This window comes from Streptomyces chiangmaiensis, assembly GCF_036281785.1.
Classification (GTDB): domain Bacteria; phylum Actinomycetota; class Actinomycetes; order Streptomycetales; family Streptomycetaceae; genus Streptomyces; species Streptomyces chiangmaiensis.
In genome coordinates this window covers 1-17,908 of record NZ_JAYWVC010000162.1, presented here as the reverse complement: position 1 = coordinate 17,908, position 17,908 = coordinate 1, and the positions used below count along the sequence as shown (strand labels likewise).

Sequence of the window (17,908 nt, the reverse complement as noted above, 5' to 3'; positions counted from 1 at the left end):
CCTCCTTCTCCTACGAGGCTGTCATGGACGGTATCCGTGCCGGCCGGGTCTGGGTCGACCACGGCGGACTCATCAGCGGCCTCGACGCCCAGCTGCGCTCGGACGGCCGGGCGGTGACGCTCGGCGGTGTGCTCCAGGTGCGCCGTGGCAGCCAGGTCGACCTGGTTGTCGAGATCAGCCTCGCCAACGGCCCGAACTGGTCTCAGTTCGTGCCGACGCTGGCCCGAGTCGACGTGATCCAGGGCGACGTCACCGGTCCGAGCGGTGACAAGGACGCCTTCGTCACGCCGGACACCAAGGTCGTCAAGTCCTTCGAGGTGAACAAGTCCACCGGGTCGGTGCGCCTGACGTACTCCCTCGGCCGCCTGGACAAGCCGGTCTACGTCCGGCTGAGGGGCACCGACGGCAACCGCACCGCCGTCGGCTTGAACGGCGCCGCCGTCGATCCGGTCGGCCCCGCCATGGACGTCCTGGGCGACGCCGACCCCTGGAAGGACCTGTGGTTCTACTCCAACCCCATGTGGGTCCTGCCCGCATGACGACACTGCACAACGCGTCCGGCGTCCACCCCGTCCTCGGGGTGGACGCCGGTACGGCGACACTGCGCCAGGCCGACCACCTGATCCACGACCTGGTGGACCGGCTCGACCTCCCACCGGGCACGATCGCCTGCACCCACCTGATCCGCACCGCCGAGCGCAGGGGCACGGCCGTCTCCCTGGCCCTGCCCAACGCCGAAGCGGCCGAAGCGGCATGGCGGCGACTGACCGGGCTGGAGGAGCCGTACGTGGGCGTGGTCCTGGGCGAGCGTGGGTACGGCGCGCAGGGGGCGGCCCGCACGGCCGCGACGGAGCATGAGCACAGGACAGGCGGACGAGCCGTGGTGTACTCCGGCGTGGAGCGCCTCACCGGCACCGTCACCGTGGCCGACGTACTTGCCCTGACCGCCATCGACCGCATCACTGTGGTCGGCGCACCCCCGGCGGACGGCGACGGACCCGACCCCGCCACACCGGTGCTTACCCGCGATCACGTCCGGCCAGAGTGGCAGGACGGACGGCTCACCCTCGCCCTGGTCCCGGCTGCCGGTGGCGCCCTCGCGCCCTTCGAGGTACCGAACCCGACCCCCTGCTGCGCCGACCACGTCTGACGGCGGTGTCCGCTGTCCCGCAGTCAGGTCCTCAGTCCGGGTCGGCTCGGTGACAGCCAGGCTCTGACCGAGCCGCGCCGTCAGTCGTACATCTGGGCGTGCTGCCATGCCCGCTGGAACTCCTGCTGGGCGTCCTCGGCACCCGGTTCGCAGAGGTCACCTGGCGCGAAGGCAGCAAGGGCACGATGACCTCGCGTTTCGCCTTGCTCGAGGTGCGGCCGTCGGCAGCGGCACCCCGACCTCATCCCGGTCCTCGACTATGCGGATGACGCCATCGCCGTCGCGCTCGTGCTGCGGACCGTCATCCGGCAGGCGACACCGACACCCTCGACCGTCACTGGCCCGACGCCTCCGACGGACTCGGTGTCGTACGCCGACTGGCACGGCTGACGGCCGCAACACCCCAGGGGTAAGGCCCGCGGGCCATCACCCTTCTGGGTCACTTCGGCCGCTGCGTTCCATCTCTCGCTGGTTTCGGCGGCGGCCAGGTTCGGGGAAGGTGTGCTGCCCTGCCGAGTTCACCGCTCTGGTCGGGCTGTTTACGCCATCCCCGTATTGACACCGCGCTGCTGTGGGTGGTGCGGTGGAGTGCAAAGCCAACGTCCGCAGAGGTGCCCGGGCGTTCTCGGTGAGTGCGACTCTCGGCACGCCGGAGGCGGACCACGGCGTCGAGCCCACCGCCGGGGGGTGCCTCCAGAGTGACCTCACCACCGCTGGCTCGGGTGAGTTGCTGGACCATCGGCAGACCAAGGCCCGTGCCGTCGTGGTCGGCATCAGGGGCCCGCCAGAACCGGTCGAAGGCTCTCTGACGCTCGGCCTCGGTCATGCCGGGTCCTTGGTCGATCACATGCAACTCGGCGACGGGCAGGGTACGGCCGCCTTCCCTCCGGGCGGTGACGGTTGCCAGCGTGATGGCAGTTCCCGGCGTCGAAACGCGCAGCGCGTTGGAGAGCAGGTTGTCGATGATCTGCTCCAGTGCTCCCGGGACTGCCCACACCCGAATGGATGTGGCTCCCGAGACGATGATGTCGACGTGTTGTTCATCGGCGAAGGCTGTCCAGATGGCCGCGCGATCGGCGACGACGGCGTCGAGATCGACCGCCTCCGGCCTGATCGCGGAGTTCTCCAACCTGGCCAGCGCGAGCAGCCCCTGCACCATACGACTGAGCCGCTCCATTTCTCCGAGTGCCTTGTCGAGGCTGTCCTGGGCGCAGGCGGCGAGGTGCGGCTCGAAATTCTCCAGGCGCAGGCGTAGTGAGGTCAGGGGAGTCTTCAGCTGGTGCGACACCTCGGAGGCAAACGCCTGCTGAGCCTGGAGCAAGTGCTGAAGCCGGGTCGCGGTCCTCGTGAACGACGCAGCCAGGCGACGTAGTTCCGGCGGCCCGCGATCGGTGGCAGGGGGGTCGATGAGCCGGCCTTCGGCGAGTTGTGCGGTTGCGCGTTCCAGGGCCCGGACGGGGCGGGTGATCGAGCGGGCGAGAGCGAAGCCGATCAGGGAAACTGCGGCCAGAACCCCCAGCCCGACGACGCCGAGACCCAGCCAGACGGCATGGACCTTTGCCTCGAGCGGACCCAGCCCATACACGGTCCGCACCACACAGGGGACGGGGGCGTCGGAGCCGCCCGGGACGGTGACGAAGAGGACCTCGCCGCCTGTGGACGGGTCGCTCCGTGTACCGACGGCGGGGTGATCGCGCAGTGCGGTGGAGACGTCCGGCTCGGCGGACACGTCCTTGCCGATCAGAGCCAGGGCGGTGTCGGTGAGGACAATGCCCTTGTGGCCGGTGACGAGCACGCGGCTGCCGGTTCGCCGCCCGTAAGCACGAGCCAATTCGGGGAGGTCGGCGCCCAGCCCGCGTTCCATCTTGTCTTCGCAGACCTCGGCGAGTGTCATCGCCGCCTGCTGTGCTGCATGGGAGAAGCGGGACAGCTCGCTGCGGGCGTAGAAGATGCCGAACGGCACTTCGAGCACGAGTAGGACGAGCAGCATGAGGCTCAGATGGCTGAGCAGGAGGCGACGCGTCACCGGAGGCCTCCGCCGCGCGCCGAGACTGCTGCGGATGCGGCGTCGACGTGTGCCGGAGGGACCAGGCGGAAGCCGATTCCGCGGATGTTCTCGATCCAGGAGGAGTCACCGAGTTTGCGGCGCAGCGCGGCGATGTGGACGTCCAGGGTCTTGGTGGGGCCGAAGTAGTTCGGTTCCCATGCCGTGTCCAGAATCCGTCGGCGGGAGCAGACGGCTCCGGGGTCCTCCGCAAGGCAGGTGAGCAGGTCGAACTCCTTGGGGGCCAGGGCGACCGGCGACTGGTGCAGGTGTACCTGACGGGTCCGACGGTCGATGGTCAGCGGGCCGATCCGCTGGACGTCGGGCGTCCCAGGTTGTGCCAGGTCATCCGAGGGCTCCGGCTCCTCACGGCTCGTGTCCAGCACCACGGGCCGGGCGCGGCGGGTGACGGCACGCATCCGGGCGACAAGCTCCCGCACGCCGAACGGCTTCGAAACATAGTCGTCCGCGCCCAACTCAAGACCGAGCACCCGGTCTACCTCGTCATCTCTAGCCGTGATCATGATGATCGGCACCGACGAGCGGGATCGGATTGCACGGCAGACGTCGATGCCGTCCATGTCGGGCAGCCCCAGGTCCAACAACACCATCGCCGCCTCCGGCGCGGCGAGGCCGTCGGCCCCCCTTCTGGCGTGTTCCACGGTGAACCCGAAACGGCGCAGCCCCTCCATCAACGGTCCGGCTACCCGGTCGTCGTCCTCGATCAGCAAGACACGCATACCGAAAGACTCACAGACTTCGGCCGAAGCGTATGGCGCAAACGCCGGAACCTCCCCCGAGCCGGTGATCCTTTTGCCATTCGCACGACGGTGCCGGACTGCGGGCCTTTCGCAGCCGAATGGACTCATCACGAATGGCGTAACCGATGGACGGAGCGCGATGACAACATCCAGCACGTCGACAGTGTGCAGTAAGGAGAGAGTTAAGCCCTCGAACGCCGACTGGATCCAGCAGTTCCCCGAGATCGTCCCGATTGCAAACAAGTTTTGTCCGAAGACGGCGAGTTGAAGCTCCCGGTCTGCCTTCATCCGCCCAGGTCACGGTCGAAAACTGATCCAAGGTCATGCCGCGTGGGCCAGAGTATCCGCAGCGAAATCAGCTGGAGACAAGGAAGGCAACACGCTTCTTTGATGGTTTTCGGAATGCCCGCTGCATTTTCCCTGGCAATTCGCTTAACCGTCGTCCCGTAGCGTCTGTTGTACAGCCGGAGCCACTGCAGCACCGCGCCACAGACGTCCCCCCACAAGCACCAGGAATTCTCCATGCCCATCCTCAGCACCCTCGTGCAACTGCCATTCCTCTCCGGATCGGGACGGTGACCATGTCCCAGACGCCCGTTGATGAACTTCGCCGCACGCGCCCGGACCTGGTGGAGCCGTTCAGGGCCGCGCTACCGGGAGCTCGAGCCACCGTGTTGGGCCGCCTGTGGGGCGCCTTCTCCCGAGAACCCCTTCCCGGTGTGATCGGACGTCGCCGGGAGCCCGACACTCTGGTGGTCGATCTGCAACGGGGTGGCTCACTCTCGGCGGCCCAGTCCTGCGCCCGGCCGTTCGCTGAGGTGCCCGAAGACTTCACCGTGTCCGGGACCGAGGGATCGATCAGCGGGCCGGCTGAGCTCCTGGCGGAGCTGGGCCTGCGTACTCCCGCGGCGGAGCGACTGGCGGCCGAGCTCGACAACAGTGTGGTCAACCTGGCCCTGGCTCGAGCCGCGAACGCCGGCGGAACGACCCCACCGAACGACTCGGCAGATGCCGAGCAGGCGGTGGTCGACGGTCACCCGCAGCATCCGTGCTGCCGGACACGTACAGGCATGTCGGTGACCGATGTGCTCGCCTACGCTCCCGAGCACCACCCAGTGGTCCACTTGGCCCTGCTCCCTGTCCCGGCCGATCGCTGGCAGAGCGCCGGCGCGTGGCCGCAGGTGCTGCGTGAGGGCGACACGATCCTGGTACCGCTGCATCCCTGGCAGCGGGACCACGTGCTCGCGCACCACCTCGACCTGGCCGTCGTGGAGGAGACGATCCCGGCCCGGCCGTTGCTGTCGTTGCGTACCCTGGCTCCGCTCGGCGTCTTGCCGGGCTGCCACGTCAAGACGGCGCTCGATGTGCAGGTCACCAATTATCGGCGCACCATTTCCCCAGCCGAGGTCGCCGACGGGCCCCCTCTGTCCGATCTGGTCTCGGCCGTCATCGACAAGGCCGGGTACGGCGGCATCCTTGGAATCCTGCGTGAGCTGGGCGGGGGCGCGGTGTGCGTGGACGGAGCGCCCTCCGCGAGCCTGGCGGCAATGATCCGGGAGTCGACCGAGTGCCACCTCGACGCCGGGGAGATCGCGGTTCCGCTCACTGCCGTCCACGCGACAGGAGCCACCGTGATGTCGGGAGATCCGGTGAGCTGGCTGGCGGACTTCGCCGGGCTCATTCTGCCGCCCGCTTTGACGCTGCTGTCCATGGGTGTGGCACTGGAGGCTCACGGCCAGAACACCCTGGTCGTGCTGCGAGACGGGCGGCCGGTCCGGGTGCTGTACCGGGATCTGGACGGCGTACGAGTCAGCCCACGCCGCCTGGCTCGGTGCGGTTTCACGCTGCCGCCGCTGCTCGGCACACGCGCGGGCGACGACGTGGACGCACTACACACCAAACTGTTCGGTGGCCTGATCAGCGGTGTCTTCAGCGAGCTGGTCGACGTCCTCACGCGGACACAGGCAGCTGATCCCCAAGCGTTGTGGGGCACGGTGGCCGAGGTCGGCCGCCGGGTGTATGCCAGCCTGCCGAACCAGGAGGACGCGGCGGCGTTCTTCGGCGACACGATGCCGCTGAAGGCGACCATCGCCATGCGCCTCTCCGAGAACCCGGGCAAGGCGCAATGGACGTCGGTCCCCAACCCCTTGGCGCTGTGCCGTTGAACGTCGTGCCGTTGCGCACGTCCATCACAGGCTGCCGACCGGGTACTCCCGAGCCGGCCAAGCCTCGCTTCACCGGCAGTGGCCCCCGAAGCCCGAAACTGACCGCTGTCCCACTGGAGGGACCGTATGACCACCAGCACTGCCCCCAACACCTGCATCGCCACCGCCATCGCCACTGCGCCGGTCGCCGAACCGATACGGACAGCCGACGCCGTCACCGCCCACACGCTGCTCAACTGCCTGATCCGCGAGGTGTCCGCCCCCGAGCATCAGGTGACGGTTGACGACGACCATCTCCTGCTGCGCCTGCCGCGCCGGGGCCTTGTGCTGCGTTCCCGGCTGCGCCGGGTCTCGCTGATCGGAGCACATCGCTTCCAGGGTCCGGTGCAGCGGCTCAACAACGAAGCCTGGGTGACCGTTGGCTGGAGAGAGCTCGCCAATTACATCCAGGACGAACTGGAACTGCGCACGGGTATCGCCAACGAAGAGTTCCTGAGCCAAGTGGCGGACAGCCGCGAAACGATCCGCACCGCGCTGGAAGAGCGGAACAACGCCTCGCCGCATGCGGACCCGTACGTGGCGTCGGAGCAGTCCCTGGTGTTCGGCCATCGCTTCCACCCCACTCCAAAGGCCCGTACAGGCGACCCGGTGGACTGGCTGGCGTACGGCCCGGAGACCGGTGCACGCTTCCGCCTGCGCTACTTGGCAGTGCGCCGCCAGCTCGTGCGTGAGGAGGGCGAGCTGCACGAGATGGACGCGCTGCATCGGACGACTGATCCGGGGTTCGCGATACTGCCGGTGCATCCCTGGCAGTACCGGTTGCTGCAAGATCACGACCGGCTGCGTGAGGCGGTGGCTGCCGGGGATGTCGTCGACACCGGAGTGAGCGGACCGGTGATGGTGCCGACCGCATCGGTACGCACGCTGTACCACCCCGACACCGACACCTTTTTGAAGTTCAGCCTGAACGTGCGCCTCACCAACTGCGTCCGCAAGCACGCCAGTTATGAACTGTCTGGCGGCGTCGCCCTCAACCGGCTACTCCAGCCCCTCTTCGCCGAACTCGCCGACCGCTTCCCGGGATGCGCGCTCCTCGCCGAGCCCGGCTACCGCACACTCGACACCGCCGGCGACACTGCCCTGTTGGAGGGCCTTGGCGTCATCGTCCGCTCTGGCCTGCGCCGCCACCTGCGTCCTGGGGTGACACCCCTGCTCGCCGCCGCGGTGGCGGACGAGTACCCGACAAGTACAGCCCACGTCTCCCATCTGCTCGCCCGTGGCGACGGGGACGTCCTGGCCTGGTGGGACGCGTACTTGCGACTGCTGCTGCCACCGGTGCTGGCCGCCTACTTCGAACACGGCGTTGTGCTGGAACCCCACCTGCAGAACGTCGTCGTCGGTGTGAACGCCGACGGCACCCCAGCGCAGATGTTCTTCCGTGACCTGGAGGGCACCAAGCTGCTGCCCGAGCATCACCAGCGCACCCTCAGCGACCTGCCGGACGACGTCCGGGGGCCCCTCACCTACGATCCCGAACGCGGCTGGAACCGAGTCGCGTACTGCCTCCTGGTCAATCACATCGCCGAACTGCTCGGGGCGCTGGCCGACATCGAGCCGGCTCTGGAACCTGCTCTCTGGGGCCTGGTCCGCGACCACCTCGGCGCCTACGCCCGCAGCGCCTCCGAACCGCCACGCCTGCGCGCCCTGTTGTCCGGTGTACCGCTGCCCGCCAAGGCCAACCTCCTCCTCCGCTGGGCCCGCAAGGCCGACCGGCACGCCATGTACGTCCCCCTGCCCAGCCCGCTCGGTGGGGACTTTCCCCGCGAGGTGATCCGGTGAGGTCCGCACTGCTCGACCTTGTCGCCAGGATCACCGACGACGACCTGCCCGCCTACGTCTACGACCTGCCGGGCCTGCGCGAGCACGTTCACGCAATTCGGGCCGCACTGCCGGAACGTGTCGAGCTGCTGTACGCGGCCAAGGCCAACTCCGATCCCCGGATCCTGCGGACATTGGCCGGGCACGTCGACGGATTCGAGGTGGCCTCCGGCGGTGAACTGAGCCACGTCCGCGGGCTCACTCCCGATGCCCCGATCGCTTTCGGAGGCCCCGGCAAGACGCAGACAGAGCTGACCCACGCACTCGACGCCGGAGTGGAGCGCCTGCACATCGAGAGCGAACACGAACTGCGTCTCGTCACCACGCTGGTGGGCGACCGGATCGTCGACGCCCTGCTACGTGTCAATCTGCCTGTCGACCTCGGCCAGGTCGCACTCGCCATGGGCGGGCAGCCCACACCCTTCGGTATGGATACCGCCCAGTTGGACGGCTGTTTGGCAGTGATCGCCGCTGAACCGCGCGTCCGCCTGCGCGGCCTCCACCTCCACCTGGCCAGCGGCCTTACGGCCCCAGCCCAACTGGCCCTTGTCGACGAGATCCTGACCTGGGCCGAAGACTGGGCTCACGAACGCGGAATCGACCTGGCGGAGGTCAACATCGGAGGGGGGATGGGCGTCGACTACGCGCGTCCCCACAGGATGTTCGACTGGCCGGCCTTCGGCGCCGGACTCCGCCCGATCCTGGCCCGCCACCCTCACATCACGCTGCGGATCGAACCCGGCCGATCGGTCACCGCCTACTGCGGCTGGTACATCACCCAGGTCCTGGACATCAAGGTCAGCCGCGGGCAGGCCTTCGCCGTGCTGCGCGGAGGCACCCACCATCTGCGCACCCCGGCAGCGAAACAGCACGACCAGCCCTTCGAGGTGATCCCCGACGACGTCTGGCTCCGGCCCTGGGGCCGCCCAGGGGCCCATAACGTGCCGGTGACCCTGGTCGGACAGCTGTGCACGCCCAAGGACGTCCTGGCACGACGGGTCATGGTCAAGCGGCTACGCGTCGGCGACCGGGTCGCCTTTGCCATGGCCGGCGCCTATGCGTGGAACATCTCCCACCACGAGTTCCTCATGCACCCCCACCCGACCTTCCATCACGTCGACGATGTGGAGGTGTCCGTCCCGGGCACGTACGCCCATCAGATGTCATGAGCGCCCACCCCCGCATGCCCGCGCGTCGTACGACCGGCGACCCGAGCCGTCCCAAGAGGAGGGTCCCGAACGCGGTGCGCGCCACACTCGCCGTCCGGAACTTCCGACGCTACTTGCTCGGGCAGCTGACCTCCAACATCGGCACGTGGATGCAGCGTGCCGCCCAGGACCTGCTCGTCCTCCATATCACCGGCAACAGCGGCAGTGCGGTCGGCATCGTGACCGCACTGCAGTTCCTGCCTCAAACCCTGTTCGGTCTGACCGGAGGCATCCTCGCCGACCGGTTCCCCAAACGGCGGCTTCTGCTCCTCACGCAGGCAGCCATGGGAGTGCAGTCGCTTCTTCTCGGATTGCTGACCGTCACCGGGGCGGTGAACCTGCTGTCCGTGTACGCGCTGGCATTCGCCCTCGGCACCGCCACCGCTCTGGACAGTCCCGCCCGCCACGCGTACATCTCCGAACTGGTCGCCCGTGAACGCGTGGCCACAGCGGTCACCCTGAACTCCGCCCAGTTCAACGTGGCCCGCATCCTCGGCCCCGCCACAGCGGGCCTGACCGTCGCCATCTTCGGCACGGGCCCCGTATTCCTCGTGAACGCCGCCTCGTACCTGGCTGTCCTCTACGGTCTGATCACCATCCGTAGCGACGAGCCAGGTGACCACAGTCAGCCCCTACCGGGTCATACTCGGCTGCGTGACGCCTTCCGCGACATCGCCTCTACCCCAGAACTGCTCCTGCCGATCTGTGTCATCGGTTTCGTCGGCACCTTCGGCCTCAACTTCCAGGTGACCATCTCGCTCGTGGCCATCACGGTCTTCCACTCGGGCGCCGCCGCCTTCGGTTACCTCTCCGCCGCATACGCCTTGGGCAGCCTCATCGGCGCGATCCACGGGGCGAGCCGCGGGAAGCCCCCCACCGCACGACGTCTGGTCACTACCTCGGTCGTCTTCGGGGGGATGGAGACCGCGTTGGGTCTGATGCCGGGCTACGGCACGTTCATGGTCCTGCTGGTCCCAACCGGTTTCGCCGCGGTGATCGTGACCAGCACGGCCAACGCGCTGACCCAGCTTCATTCCGACCCACACCTGCGCGGCCGCGTCATGTCCGTCTACTTCCTCGTTCTCCTCGGCGGCACCCCCGTCGGCGCCCCGCTGGTCGGCCTGGTGTCGGACGCCCTCGGAGCTCGATCCAGCCTGGTCCTCGGCGGCGTCGTCTCCGCGTCCTCTGCGCTCGCTCTCTCCGTCTTGATCACAGGGCGAATCCGACAGCTCACTCGGTTCACGGGACTTGCCTCCGTGACCAGTTCACCTCTCACCAACGACCCCGGCACCCCAGCGTCGGCTCAACCGGTAAGGGACCGGCCGGCCGATCTCTGACGCATGTGCGGGCGCCAGCGGCAGTATGCGCCTGGTGGAACCCGGTCTCGTCGTCTCAGGGCTGCTGCTCCTTACCGGATTCTGACCAGCGGTCTCGGGGCGACGGCGAACCCTTTGCGTCCTCGCCCTCCAGTGCCGCCGACTCGAACACGGCCAACGCCGCCGCCGCTCGCCCCAGTTCGGCGCGCACTTGTTTGCCCCGCGGCGCGCCGAAGTAGTCCCGAGCCTCGATCTTCGCCGCCCAGGAACGGAACCGCTCCAGGTCGGCTTCCGACTCCTCCACCTCCGCGAAGATGGCACGATCGCGCCCGGATTCCATCTCCAACTCGGCGAAGAACGACGGAATCCGCTCGAGCACCTCCGCGTACTCCTCGTCGATGGCAGCGGTCATCTCCTCGGCGAGTTCCCTGCTCTCGCTCTCGTCGGCGATCTCGACGTGCACGACGCGCATCCGCCCTCCGTCCGTACGCACACGCTCCCGCAGTTCGGTCAAGGCAGCGCCCAGAGCAGGCCGGTCGGGCAGCAGACACACGGACTGCTGCAGATACAGCGCCCCCAGCCCCTTCAGCTTCCGCCACACTTGCATCCGCAAGGACGGCGCCGCCCCGGCCGTCGTCACCGACACCAACAGCCATCGCGTATCCACTTCGCTCACCACAGCGCGACCGTAGCGGCTCTGAGTACATGCCGCCCGGGCGGGGTAGCCGCAGGTGCTCTCGCGCCCGGCCGCGTCCGTGGTCCGTGCAGGCATGTGTTCACCTTACGGTTTGCAGGATTGCACGGCCCGGGTGCGGTCGGCGATCGCCAGGATCAGCCCGAACACGATCAGCGTGGTGCCCACGATGCGCAGGTCCCGTAGCGAGGTCTCGATGATGTCCTGGAAGGCCATGCCCAGCACGCCGATCGGCAGGGTGCCGGCGATCACGAACCAGCCCATCCGCGCATCCGAGGACTTGCGCAGTTCGGGCCGCACCAGGGAACGGCTCCAGGTGCCGATGATGTTGACGATATCGCGTCGGAAGTAGATCAGCACGGCGCTCTCCGTGCCCAGCTGGGTCACGGCCGTGAAGGCCGCGCCCGGGTCCTGCCAGCCGGCCAGCGAGGAGAACACCCGCAGGTGCGCGCTGGAGGAGACGGGCAGGAACTCGGTCAGCCCCTGCAGCAAGCCGAGAACGACGGCGTGGATCCAGCTCATGGCGGGAACCCTACAGCATGTAGGGTCTAGCTCCGGCCCGATCATCTGCTGGCGGCTGCGGGGCCGAGGAGCGGGGGGACGACCCCGCAGCCGATGCGGATGTTACACCCGTAACATGGTCCAGGAAGGACTCGTACGAGCCTGATCAAGCCACGACACGCAGGAGTGGGCAGTGAGTGACGTATGGCAGATCGTGATCGGCATCGCCGCCGGCCTGCTGGTGTGCTGGCTGCTCCTACTCGGAGCCCTCGCGCTCGCCCGCCCCAAGGGCAACCTGCTGACTGAGGCAGTTCGCCTCCTGCCGGACCTGCTGCGCCTGATCTCCCGGCTCGCTCGCGACAGGTCGTTGCCGCGCCGTACCCGCTGGCTGCTGTGGCTCCTGGTCGGCTACCTGGCCCTGCCCATCGACCTGGTCCCCGACTTCATCCCCGTTCTCGGCTACGCCGACGACGCCATCGCCGTCGCCCTGGTCCTGCGCACCGTCATCCGGCAGGCCGGCACCGATGCCCTCGCCTCGCACTGGCCCGGCACCGCCGACGGCCTCAGCGTCGTACGCCGCCTCGCCGGCCTACCCGCCGACGCACCCCATGAGTAGCCGGAGCGGGCCCTCTCTCAACCGGGCCGTCCGCGTCCTCACCAGCCAGAGCGGCGGCCTCGAGGGCGCTCAGGGCCGTGGCGGCCCGCTCGAGTTCGGACAGCCAGTGCGCGCCAGGCGCTACGAACAACTCACGGACTTGCACAGCACTTGCGGCGAGACGGCCAGACGGCTGAGGCCCCCAGACCTTGATCGGTCCGGGGGCCCGGGCGCTGCCCCCGGCCGTTGCCGGGGGCAGCGCTGGGGGATTGGGTGTGGCGTTACGGCGTCTGCGTCTTCCAGATGCCGCGGCCGTGCGTGGCCACGTAGACCTGATTGCCGTCCGGGCTCGGCGACAGGTAGACCGCCGGCGAGGTGGGCAGGTTCGTGCCCAGGCGCGCCCAGTGCCCGGGCGAGGTGCTGGTGAACACGCCCAGGTCGGTGGCGACTACGAGGGTGCCGTCCTTGGTGACCAGCGCCGCGTTGGACGGGGCGTCGGGGAAGGAGTCCGTGGCCGAGGCGTCGCCGCTGATGTCCGTCCAGGTCGTGCCGCCGTCCGTCGTCTTCCAGACGTGGCCGTAGCCCGCGCCGGGGCCCTCGTTCCAGTGCCGCGAGAAGCCGTTGATGACCGCGTAGACCGTCTTGCCGGACGCGTCGGACGGGTCGATGGCCAAACCGGAGATGTAGCGGTTCGGGAAGGCAGTGGGCAGGTTCACCTGGTGCCAGCTGCCGCCGTAGTTGGTGGCGATGCCCCGCCCGAAGGAGTCGGTGACCGAGGAGCAGGGGCCGCACCAGGCCGCCCACGTCACGTGGTTGCGGCTGGCGACCGCCGAAGCGGAGTGTCCCGCGCCCAGGTCGTACAGCTTGGTCCAGTCGGCTCCTGAGGTGCTCTTCCAGGTTTTGGTGTTGCCCCAGACGTACTGGCCGCCCGCGACCCACAGGCCGTTCGGGTCGGTCTCGTCCGCGCTGAACGGGGCGGTGAAGCGCGCTCCCGGGTCGCCGGGTGCGATGTCGGTGATCACGTCCTCGGAGCCGTCGTCGCTCGCGGTGTAGCCGCAGTTGTTCGTGATCTGCAGCGCGAGGTCGACGTATTCGCCGACTGTCTGGCAGCCGTTGTCGGGGTTGACGAGCTGGTCGCCGCCGTCACCGCCGTACGGGGAGACCATTTGACCGTTCGGGTTCAGCTGCTGTCCCTGGTAGGTGGCGCCCTTGGGCGCGAGCAGTGAGACGCCGTTGTCCTGCAGGCCGCCCCAGACGGCGTCACCGCTGCCGTCGGTCATCTTCCCCGCGCGCACCGAGTAGTACTGGAGGTTGCGCAGGGTGCCCGATTCGTTGAGGTTGCGCCAGCCGGCCGCCATCTGCGTGGTCGGGCGGGCGTAGGCGCCGCCGTCGTTGCCGACGAACACCTCCGGTGTGCTGCCCTTCCACTGCGAGAAGGCGAGGGCGTGCTGGTCGGAGTGCATCACGTCACCGTCACAGGTGTTCTGCGCCGGGTCGTAACTGAAGCAGGGCATGCCGAAGTTCCAGTAGCGGCCCACCGCCGTCCAGGTGGCGCCGCCGTTCCTGGACTCGAACATCTCCTCCAGGCCCAGGTAGACGTGGTTCGGGTCGCTCGGGTCGACCGCGATGACCTGGTCGTACCAGGCCTGGGAGCCAGGCTGGTAGCCGGTGCCGATCTCGTGGACCTTCATCGCGGAGCCGGTGGTCGACAGCGACGAGGAGGTGGCGATCTGCTTGAACGAGCCGTTCGCGTTGCCGCTCTGGCTGACGTACACGCCGGCGAGGACCGAGTACACCCCGGAGCCGGAGGACTTGTTGAGGAGTTTGGGGGACTCCATCGAGACGTACAGCTTGCTGCCGTCGGCCGCGTACGCGAAGGCGGCGTTGCCGATCTCGGCGGGGTTGATCGCACCGGTCGGGTTGGCGCGCTTCCAGGTCGTGCCCGCGTCGTCGGAGTAGTAGAAGCCGTTGTAGTCGGCGCCGCTGCGCCAGGCCACGTTGGCCAGCAGCTTGGTCCCATCGCTGCCGGGCTGCACGGCGATGTCGTTGGCGATGTCCGCGTAGTGACTGTCCACCCCGCAGCTCACGCCGCTGATGCCGACGCCCGCGCAGGGGGCGAGGACCTTGGTCCAAGCGGAGGACTGGCCGGCCCACAGCGGACGGCGGAAGACACCGTGCGAGGTGGCCGCGAAGACGTTTCCGGCTGCCTTGTCGAAGGTGACGGTGTGGATGGAGGTGGAGTCCAGCTCCGTACCGCCCACCTTGTCGCTCTCGCTGAAGGTGCCGGTGGCCGGGTCCGCGAGGCGGTAGACGCCGCTGCCCAGGTAGTTGTCGGAGGCGGTGGTCGCCTCGCCGGTGGCCAGCCAGAGCGAGCCGTCGGGCGCGACCGCGAGGGCGCCCACGGACAGGGCGGGGAGCCGGTCGGCGATCGGCGTCCACGTCTTTCCGTCGTCGGTGGAGCGGAACACGCCGCCGCCGGCGGCGCCGGCGTAGACCACGCCCTGGTGTGTCGGGTCGGTGGCCAGGGCGGCGATACGGCCCGCAGAGTGGCCGGCTCCGCCACCGGAGTTGGAGGCCGAGTGGTCGCGGTAGTGCAGCGCGTCCTCGTTGTACGGCGAGGTGGTGACCTCGCTCCAACTGCTGGATTTGACTGGCATGTTCTTGATGTGCGCCCAGGCGTCGGCGTATGCGCCCGGCGCGATCCGGCCGCCGGGCGAGAGCCTCGGCTCGTTGAACGAGTCGATGGACTCCATCAGCTCGTGTGACTCCTCGCCCGCCGTGTTGTGGCGGCTGGAGTCCGTGTCGCTCGCCCCGTACGCGGCGACGGGTCCCGTCCCCGCTATCAGGAGTGCCGCAGCGACGACGGCGAGTGCCGTTCTGCCGCCACTCTCCGCCCCGCGGCGCGATCTGCGCCGTGCGGAATACACACGCATGGACTGTCTCCGGCTTCTTCGGCGTAAGTCGCGGCCGCCCCTACGGCCGCACTTGATCTCCTACTGCCGAGCGCCGGAACCGTACCCCTGTGCACTCCTTCAACCCCAGGCGTTTACAGGAACTTTACGGCCTAACAAACGTAATAATTATCAAAAATGGCCTCGTCCGCCGTCTCGCGACTCAGAGTGAGAGCACTCCTCACACTTGCAGCGCAGCCGGCCGGTTCTCTGTTACCTGTCCAGCCAGTACCGGGCGTGTCTTAGCCGCGCTAGCGGCGGTGAACCAGGGCGGTGTCGTCGGTCGCGTCAACGACGTTCGTGTACCTGACTGTCTACCTCCTGCTCCTGGCTCCCGCCGTACTGGCTGCCACAGGCCCTCCGCTGGCCCGGCGGCTCGCCCTCGCCGCAGCGGCCCGTCACCAGGTCACCGCCCGGGTCCGCGCCCTGCAGGGCACCCGCCCGGAAAGCCGCCACAGCGCCGCCATGCTTGCCGCGTCACCGGTCACGGTGATAGCCCTCGCTTTGGCCGACGCCACCTCGGCGCTCGGCCGGTTCCTGGAGATCCTGCACCCGTGAATCGGCCCACCACTGCGACATCATCATCAGCACGACGCCCCGCGTGGCTGACCCGCAACGTCAAAGTGCTGTGCGGGGTCTCCTTCCTCCAGGACGCCGCCAGCGAACTCCTCTACCCGATCCTGCCGATCTTCCTCACCACCGTGCTCGGCGCCCCGCCTGCCGTGGTCGGTGCCATCGAGGGCCTGGCCGAAGGTGCTGCGTCGGTCACCAAGGTCGCCGCCGGGAGACTCTCCGACCGCTTCGCCCGCCGTCCCCTCATCAGCGCCGGCTACGGGCTGGCCGCGGTCGGCAAGCTGCTCATCGCGCTCGCCACCGTGTGGCCTCTGGTGCTGGTGGCGCGAGTGGTCGACCGCCTCGGCAAGGGCATGCGGGGCGCACCCCGCGATGCCCTCCTCGTCGACGGCGTTCCCAACGGGCAGCGCGGCAAGGTGTTCGGACTGCACCGGGCTGCCGACACCGCAGGTGCCGTGGTGGGCCCGCTGGCCGGCCTGGCGCTGTACGAGGCCCTCGACCACCGTCTGCGGCCGTTGTTCTGGGTCGCGGTGATCCCGGCCGTGGCCTCGGTCGCCCTGGTCGCAGCTGTCCGTGACCCGGGCCGGAAGGGCAGCGCGTCGACGACGACAGCACGGACTCCGTGGCGGTCCCTGCCCCGGCCGTACTGGCGTGTCCTCGCCGTGCTGCTCGTCTTCAACCTGGTCAACTTCCCCGACGCGCTGCTCCTGCTCCGCGCCCACGATCTGGGCCTGTCCACGGCCGGCGTCTTCGGCGCGTACGTGGTCTACAACCTCGCCTACGCCGCCCTGTCCTACCCCGCTGGAGCCGTCTCCGACCGGCTGCCGCGCCCGCTCGTGTTCATGGCCGGTCTGCTCTTCTTCGCCGTCGGCTACCTCGGCCTTGGCCTCATTCACACTCCGTGGCTGGTCTTTGTGGTCCTGCCCCTGTACGGGGGATTCGCCGCCTGCACCGACGGTGTCGGCAAGGCCTGGATCTCCACCCTCGTCCCCGATCGCCAACAGGGCACAGCCCAGGGCCTCTACCAGGGCGCCACCGGCGCCGCTGTGCTCGTCGCCGGCCTGTGGGCCGGACTCGCCTGGGGCGCCGACGGGCACGTCCCGCTTCTGGTGTCCGGCGCCGCCGCACTCGCCCTGGCGGCCGCGTTGCCCGTCCTGGGCCGCTCCCGGCAGGCCACCCGATGACCGCGCCGACGAGCGTCAGGCTCCCCAGGCGACCCGCATCCCGCCGACACGGGGACCGTACATGCCTGCTCCCCGCCGGCACGATCTACGGCTGCTTCGCCACGGCCACGGCCACGCCCCACGCGACGGCGCTCCAGGCATCCCACACCGCACCGGATCGTCCGGTGATCCTGGGCTGCTGACTGCCGACTCCCTCCGTTGATCTCCGGCACCACCGCGCTGCCGTTCGCCGCCGCCCCGGCCCGGCGCGGACGGGCGGCGGCAGGCCGAAGAAGTGGAATGCGGCCTGCGTAGCCCTGCGAGCCCCCCCAGGAAGCGACGAAGCCCCGTTGACGCCTACGAATCTCGCAGGGCGCATACGGGGCTTCGTGTGTTTGAGGGATGGTTGGGTCATGTACTGCTGTGCGCTACGACTATGCGTCAGGCGTCGCCTGTTTCAGCGCTTTGCTCAGTAGGTCAGCGGCAGTGCCGGAAATAGGTTCGTCCGACAGCCCTAGCCGTTGGCCGCGCGACTCCGCCACGCCTAGCGCGTCGCTGAGGCATTCCGCCGTACGTCGCAGCATGTAGCGCGCCTCATCCGCTGTCAGCGCGACGTCAAGCATCGGGCGCACCAGCGCCAAAATTGTTTGGCCTACGGTCAGTTGTTGAGCCTCGACAGCGTCGGCGAACCGCGAGAGCGCGCCGTCCGGGTTGTTGACCGGAATGAACGCTGGCTTGCCTTCCGGCCCGTTGAACGGGAGGCGTCGAAGGTGGTTCATGCCGCACGCCCCTGGGGTCCGTACGGGTAGTCAATGCCGAACGTTGCGAGTACTGCCGCAGTGCGCCGTTCTCGCTGAAGCTGCCGCTCTCGCTGTCGCTCATGAGCCACGACGTACGGGCACACTAGTG

At 68.7% G+C, this 17,908-nt stretch carries 13 protein-coding genes and 2 pseudogenes; 9 read left to right on the top strand and 6 right to left on the bottom strand.

What is annotated here, in order from left to right; genetic code table 11:
- Positions 1–539, top strand: a pseudogene (locus tag VXC91_RS32470) (histidinol-phosphatase); the annotation flags it as partial.
- Positions 536–1,150 carry a hypothetical protein gene (locus VXC91_RS32465; RefSeq protein ID WP_329510931.1) on the top strand — a complete coding sequence of 205 codons (615 nt, stop codon included), beginning with the start codon at positions 536–538 and terminating at the stop codon, positions 1,148–1,150. The pseudogene VXC91_RS32470 and the gene VXC91_RS32465, both read left to right, overlap by 4 nt.
- A 439-nt stretch (positions 1,151–1,589) precedes the next feature.
- Here the strand turns inward: VXC91_RS32465 and VXC91_RS32460 are convergent, their stop codons facing one another.
- Both VXC91_RS32460 and VXC91_RS32455 read right to left on the bottom strand, forming a co-directional pair.
- Positions 1,590–3,176 carry a sensor histidine kinase gene (locus VXC91_RS32460; RefSeq protein ID WP_329510930.1) on the bottom strand — a complete coding sequence of 529 codons (1,587 nt, stop codon included), beginning with the start codon at positions 3,174–3,176 and terminating at the stop codon, positions 1,590–1,592.
- Positions 3,173–3,934, bottom strand: coding sequence for a response regulator transcription factor (locus tag VXC91_RS32455; RefSeq protein WP_329510929.1), 762 nt, complete (start codon positions 3,932–3,934; stop codon positions 3,173–3,175). Before VXC91_RS32455 ends, VXC91_RS32460 begins: the two co-directional genes overlap by 4 nt.
- 602 nt (positions 3,935–4,536) lie before the next feature.
- On the opposite strand from VXC91_RS32455, the gene VXC91_RS32450 reads away from it, so the two are divergent.
- The 4 genes from VXC91_RS32450 to VXC91_RS32435 all read left to right on the top strand — a co-directional run bounded on the left by VXC91_RS32450 (position 4,537) and on the right by VXC91_RS32435 (position 10,543).
- Positions 4,537–6,120 carry an IucA/IucC family protein gene (locus tag VXC91_RS32450; protein WP_329510928.1) on the top strand — a complete coding sequence of 528 codons (1,584 nt, stop codon included), beginning with the start codon at positions 4,537–4,539 and terminating at the stop codon, positions 6,118–6,120.
- Positions 6,121–6,246: 126 nt separating this feature from the next.
- A complete protein-coding gene (locus tag VXC91_RS32445) occupies positions 6,247–7,959 on the top strand; it encodes an IucA/IucC family protein (protein WP_329510927.1) in 1,713 nt (570 codons plus the stop codon).
- Positions 7,956–9,167: a type III PLP-dependent enzyme gene (locus VXC91_RS32440; protein ID WP_329510926.1), complete on the top strand. Its 1,212-nt coding sequence runs from the start codon at positions 7,956–7,958 to the stop codon at positions 9,165–9,167. Before VXC91_RS32445 ends, VXC91_RS32440 begins: the two co-directional genes overlap by 4 nt.
- Positions 9,164–10,543: an MFS transporter gene (locus VXC91_RS32435; protein ID WP_329510925.1), complete on the top strand. Its 1,380-nt coding sequence runs from the start codon at positions 9,164–9,166 to the stop codon at positions 10,541–10,543. Before VXC91_RS32440 ends, VXC91_RS32435 begins: the two co-directional genes overlap by 4 nt.
- A 55-nt stretch (positions 10,544–10,598) precedes the next feature.
- Here VXC91_RS32435 and VXC91_RS32430 read toward each other — a convergent pair whose 3' ends face one another.
- Positions 10,599–11,294 (bottom strand): Chromate resistance protein ChrB, encoded by a 696-nt coding sequence (locus VXC91_RS32430; RefSeq protein WP_329510924.1) that lies wholly within the window; start codon positions 11,292–11,294, stop codon positions 10,599–10,601.
- A gap of 30 nt (positions 11,295–11,324) precedes the next feature.
- Positions 11,325–11,738: pseudogene (locus tag VXC91_RS32425) on the bottom strand (undecaprenyl-diphosphate phosphatase); the annotation flags it as partial.
- Positions 11,739–11,910: 172 nt separating this feature from the next.
- Between VXC91_RS32425 and VXC91_RS32420 the strand changes: the two are divergent.
- Entirely contained in the window at positions 11,911–12,333 is a 423-nt protein-coding gene (locus VXC91_RS32420; RefSeq protein ID WP_329510923.1) for a YkvA family protein, read from the top strand.
- Positions 12,334–12,593: 260 nt separating this feature from the next.
- Here the strand turns inward: VXC91_RS32420 and VXC91_RS32415 are convergent, their stop codons facing one another.
- The gene (locus VXC91_RS32415; RefSeq protein WP_329510922.1) at positions 12,594–15,245 is read right to left on the bottom strand and encodes a WD40/YVTN/BNR-like repeat-containing protein; all 2,652 of its coding nucleotides are present in this window, start codon (positions 15,243–15,245) and stop codon (positions 12,594–12,596) included.
- Between the two features lie 318 nt (positions 15,246–15,563).
- Here VXC91_RS32415 and VXC91_RS32410 point away from each other — a divergent pair, with 318 nt between their 5' ends.
- Both VXC91_RS32410 and VXC91_RS32405 read left to right on the top strand, forming a co-directional pair.
- Positions 15,564–15,821, top strand: a complete 258-nt coding sequence (locus tag VXC91_RS32410; protein WP_329510921.1) for a hypothetical protein — start codon at positions 15,564–15,566, stop codon at positions 15,819–15,821.
- Positions 15,818–17,020, top strand: a complete 1,203-nt coding sequence (locus VXC91_RS32405; RefSeq protein WP_329510920.1) for an MFS transporter — start codon at positions 15,818–15,820, stop codon at positions 17,018–17,020. Before VXC91_RS32410 ends, VXC91_RS32405 begins: the two co-directional genes overlap by 4 nt.
- Before the next feature lie 413 nt (positions 17,021–17,433).
- On the opposite strand, the gene VXC91_RS32400 is transcribed toward VXC91_RS32405, so the two are convergent.
- A complete protein-coding gene (locus tag VXC91_RS32400; RefSeq protein ID WP_329510919.1) occupies positions 17,434–17,778 on the bottom strand; it encodes a hypothetical protein in 345 nt (114 codons plus the stop codon).
- Positions 17,779–17,908: the final 130 nt, after the last annotated feature.

What these genes read in the sequence shown, in the direction of transcription:
- VXC91_RS32445 (WP_329510927.1), top strand. Translation starts at nt 6,247, where the DNA reads ATGACCACCAGCACTGCCCCCAACACCTGCATCGCCACCGCCATCGCC.
- VXC91_RS32455 (WP_329510929.1), bottom strand. Translation starts at nt 3,934, where the DNA reads ATGCGTGTCTTGCTGATCGAGGACGACGACCGGGTAGCCGGACCGTTG.
- VXC91_RS32430 (WP_329510924.1), bottom strand. Translation starts at nt 11,294, where the DNA reads ATGCCTGCACGGACCACGGACGCGGCCGGGCGCGAGAGCACCTGCGGC.
- VXC91_RS32435 (WP_329510925.1), top strand. Translation starts at nt 9,164, where the DNA reads ATGAGCGCCCACCCCCGCATGCCCGCGCGTCGTACGACCGGCGACCCG.
- VXC91_RS32415 (WP_329510922.1), bottom strand. Translation starts at nt 15,245, where the DNA reads ATGCGTGTGTATTCCGCACGGCGCAGATCGCGCCGCGGGGCGGAGAGT.
- VXC91_RS32450 (WP_329510928.1), top strand. Translation starts at nt 4,537, where the DNA reads ATGTCCCAGACGCCCGTTGATGAACTTCGCCGCACGCGCCCGGACCTG.
- VXC91_RS32400 (WP_329510919.1), bottom strand. Translation starts at nt 17,778, where the DNA reads ATGAACCACCTTCGACGCCTCCCGTTCAACGGGCCGGAAGGCAAGCCA.
- VXC91_RS32465 (WP_329510931.1), top strand. Translation starts at nt 536, where the DNA reads ATGACGACACTGCACAACGCGTCCGGCGTCCACCCCGTCCTCGGGGTG.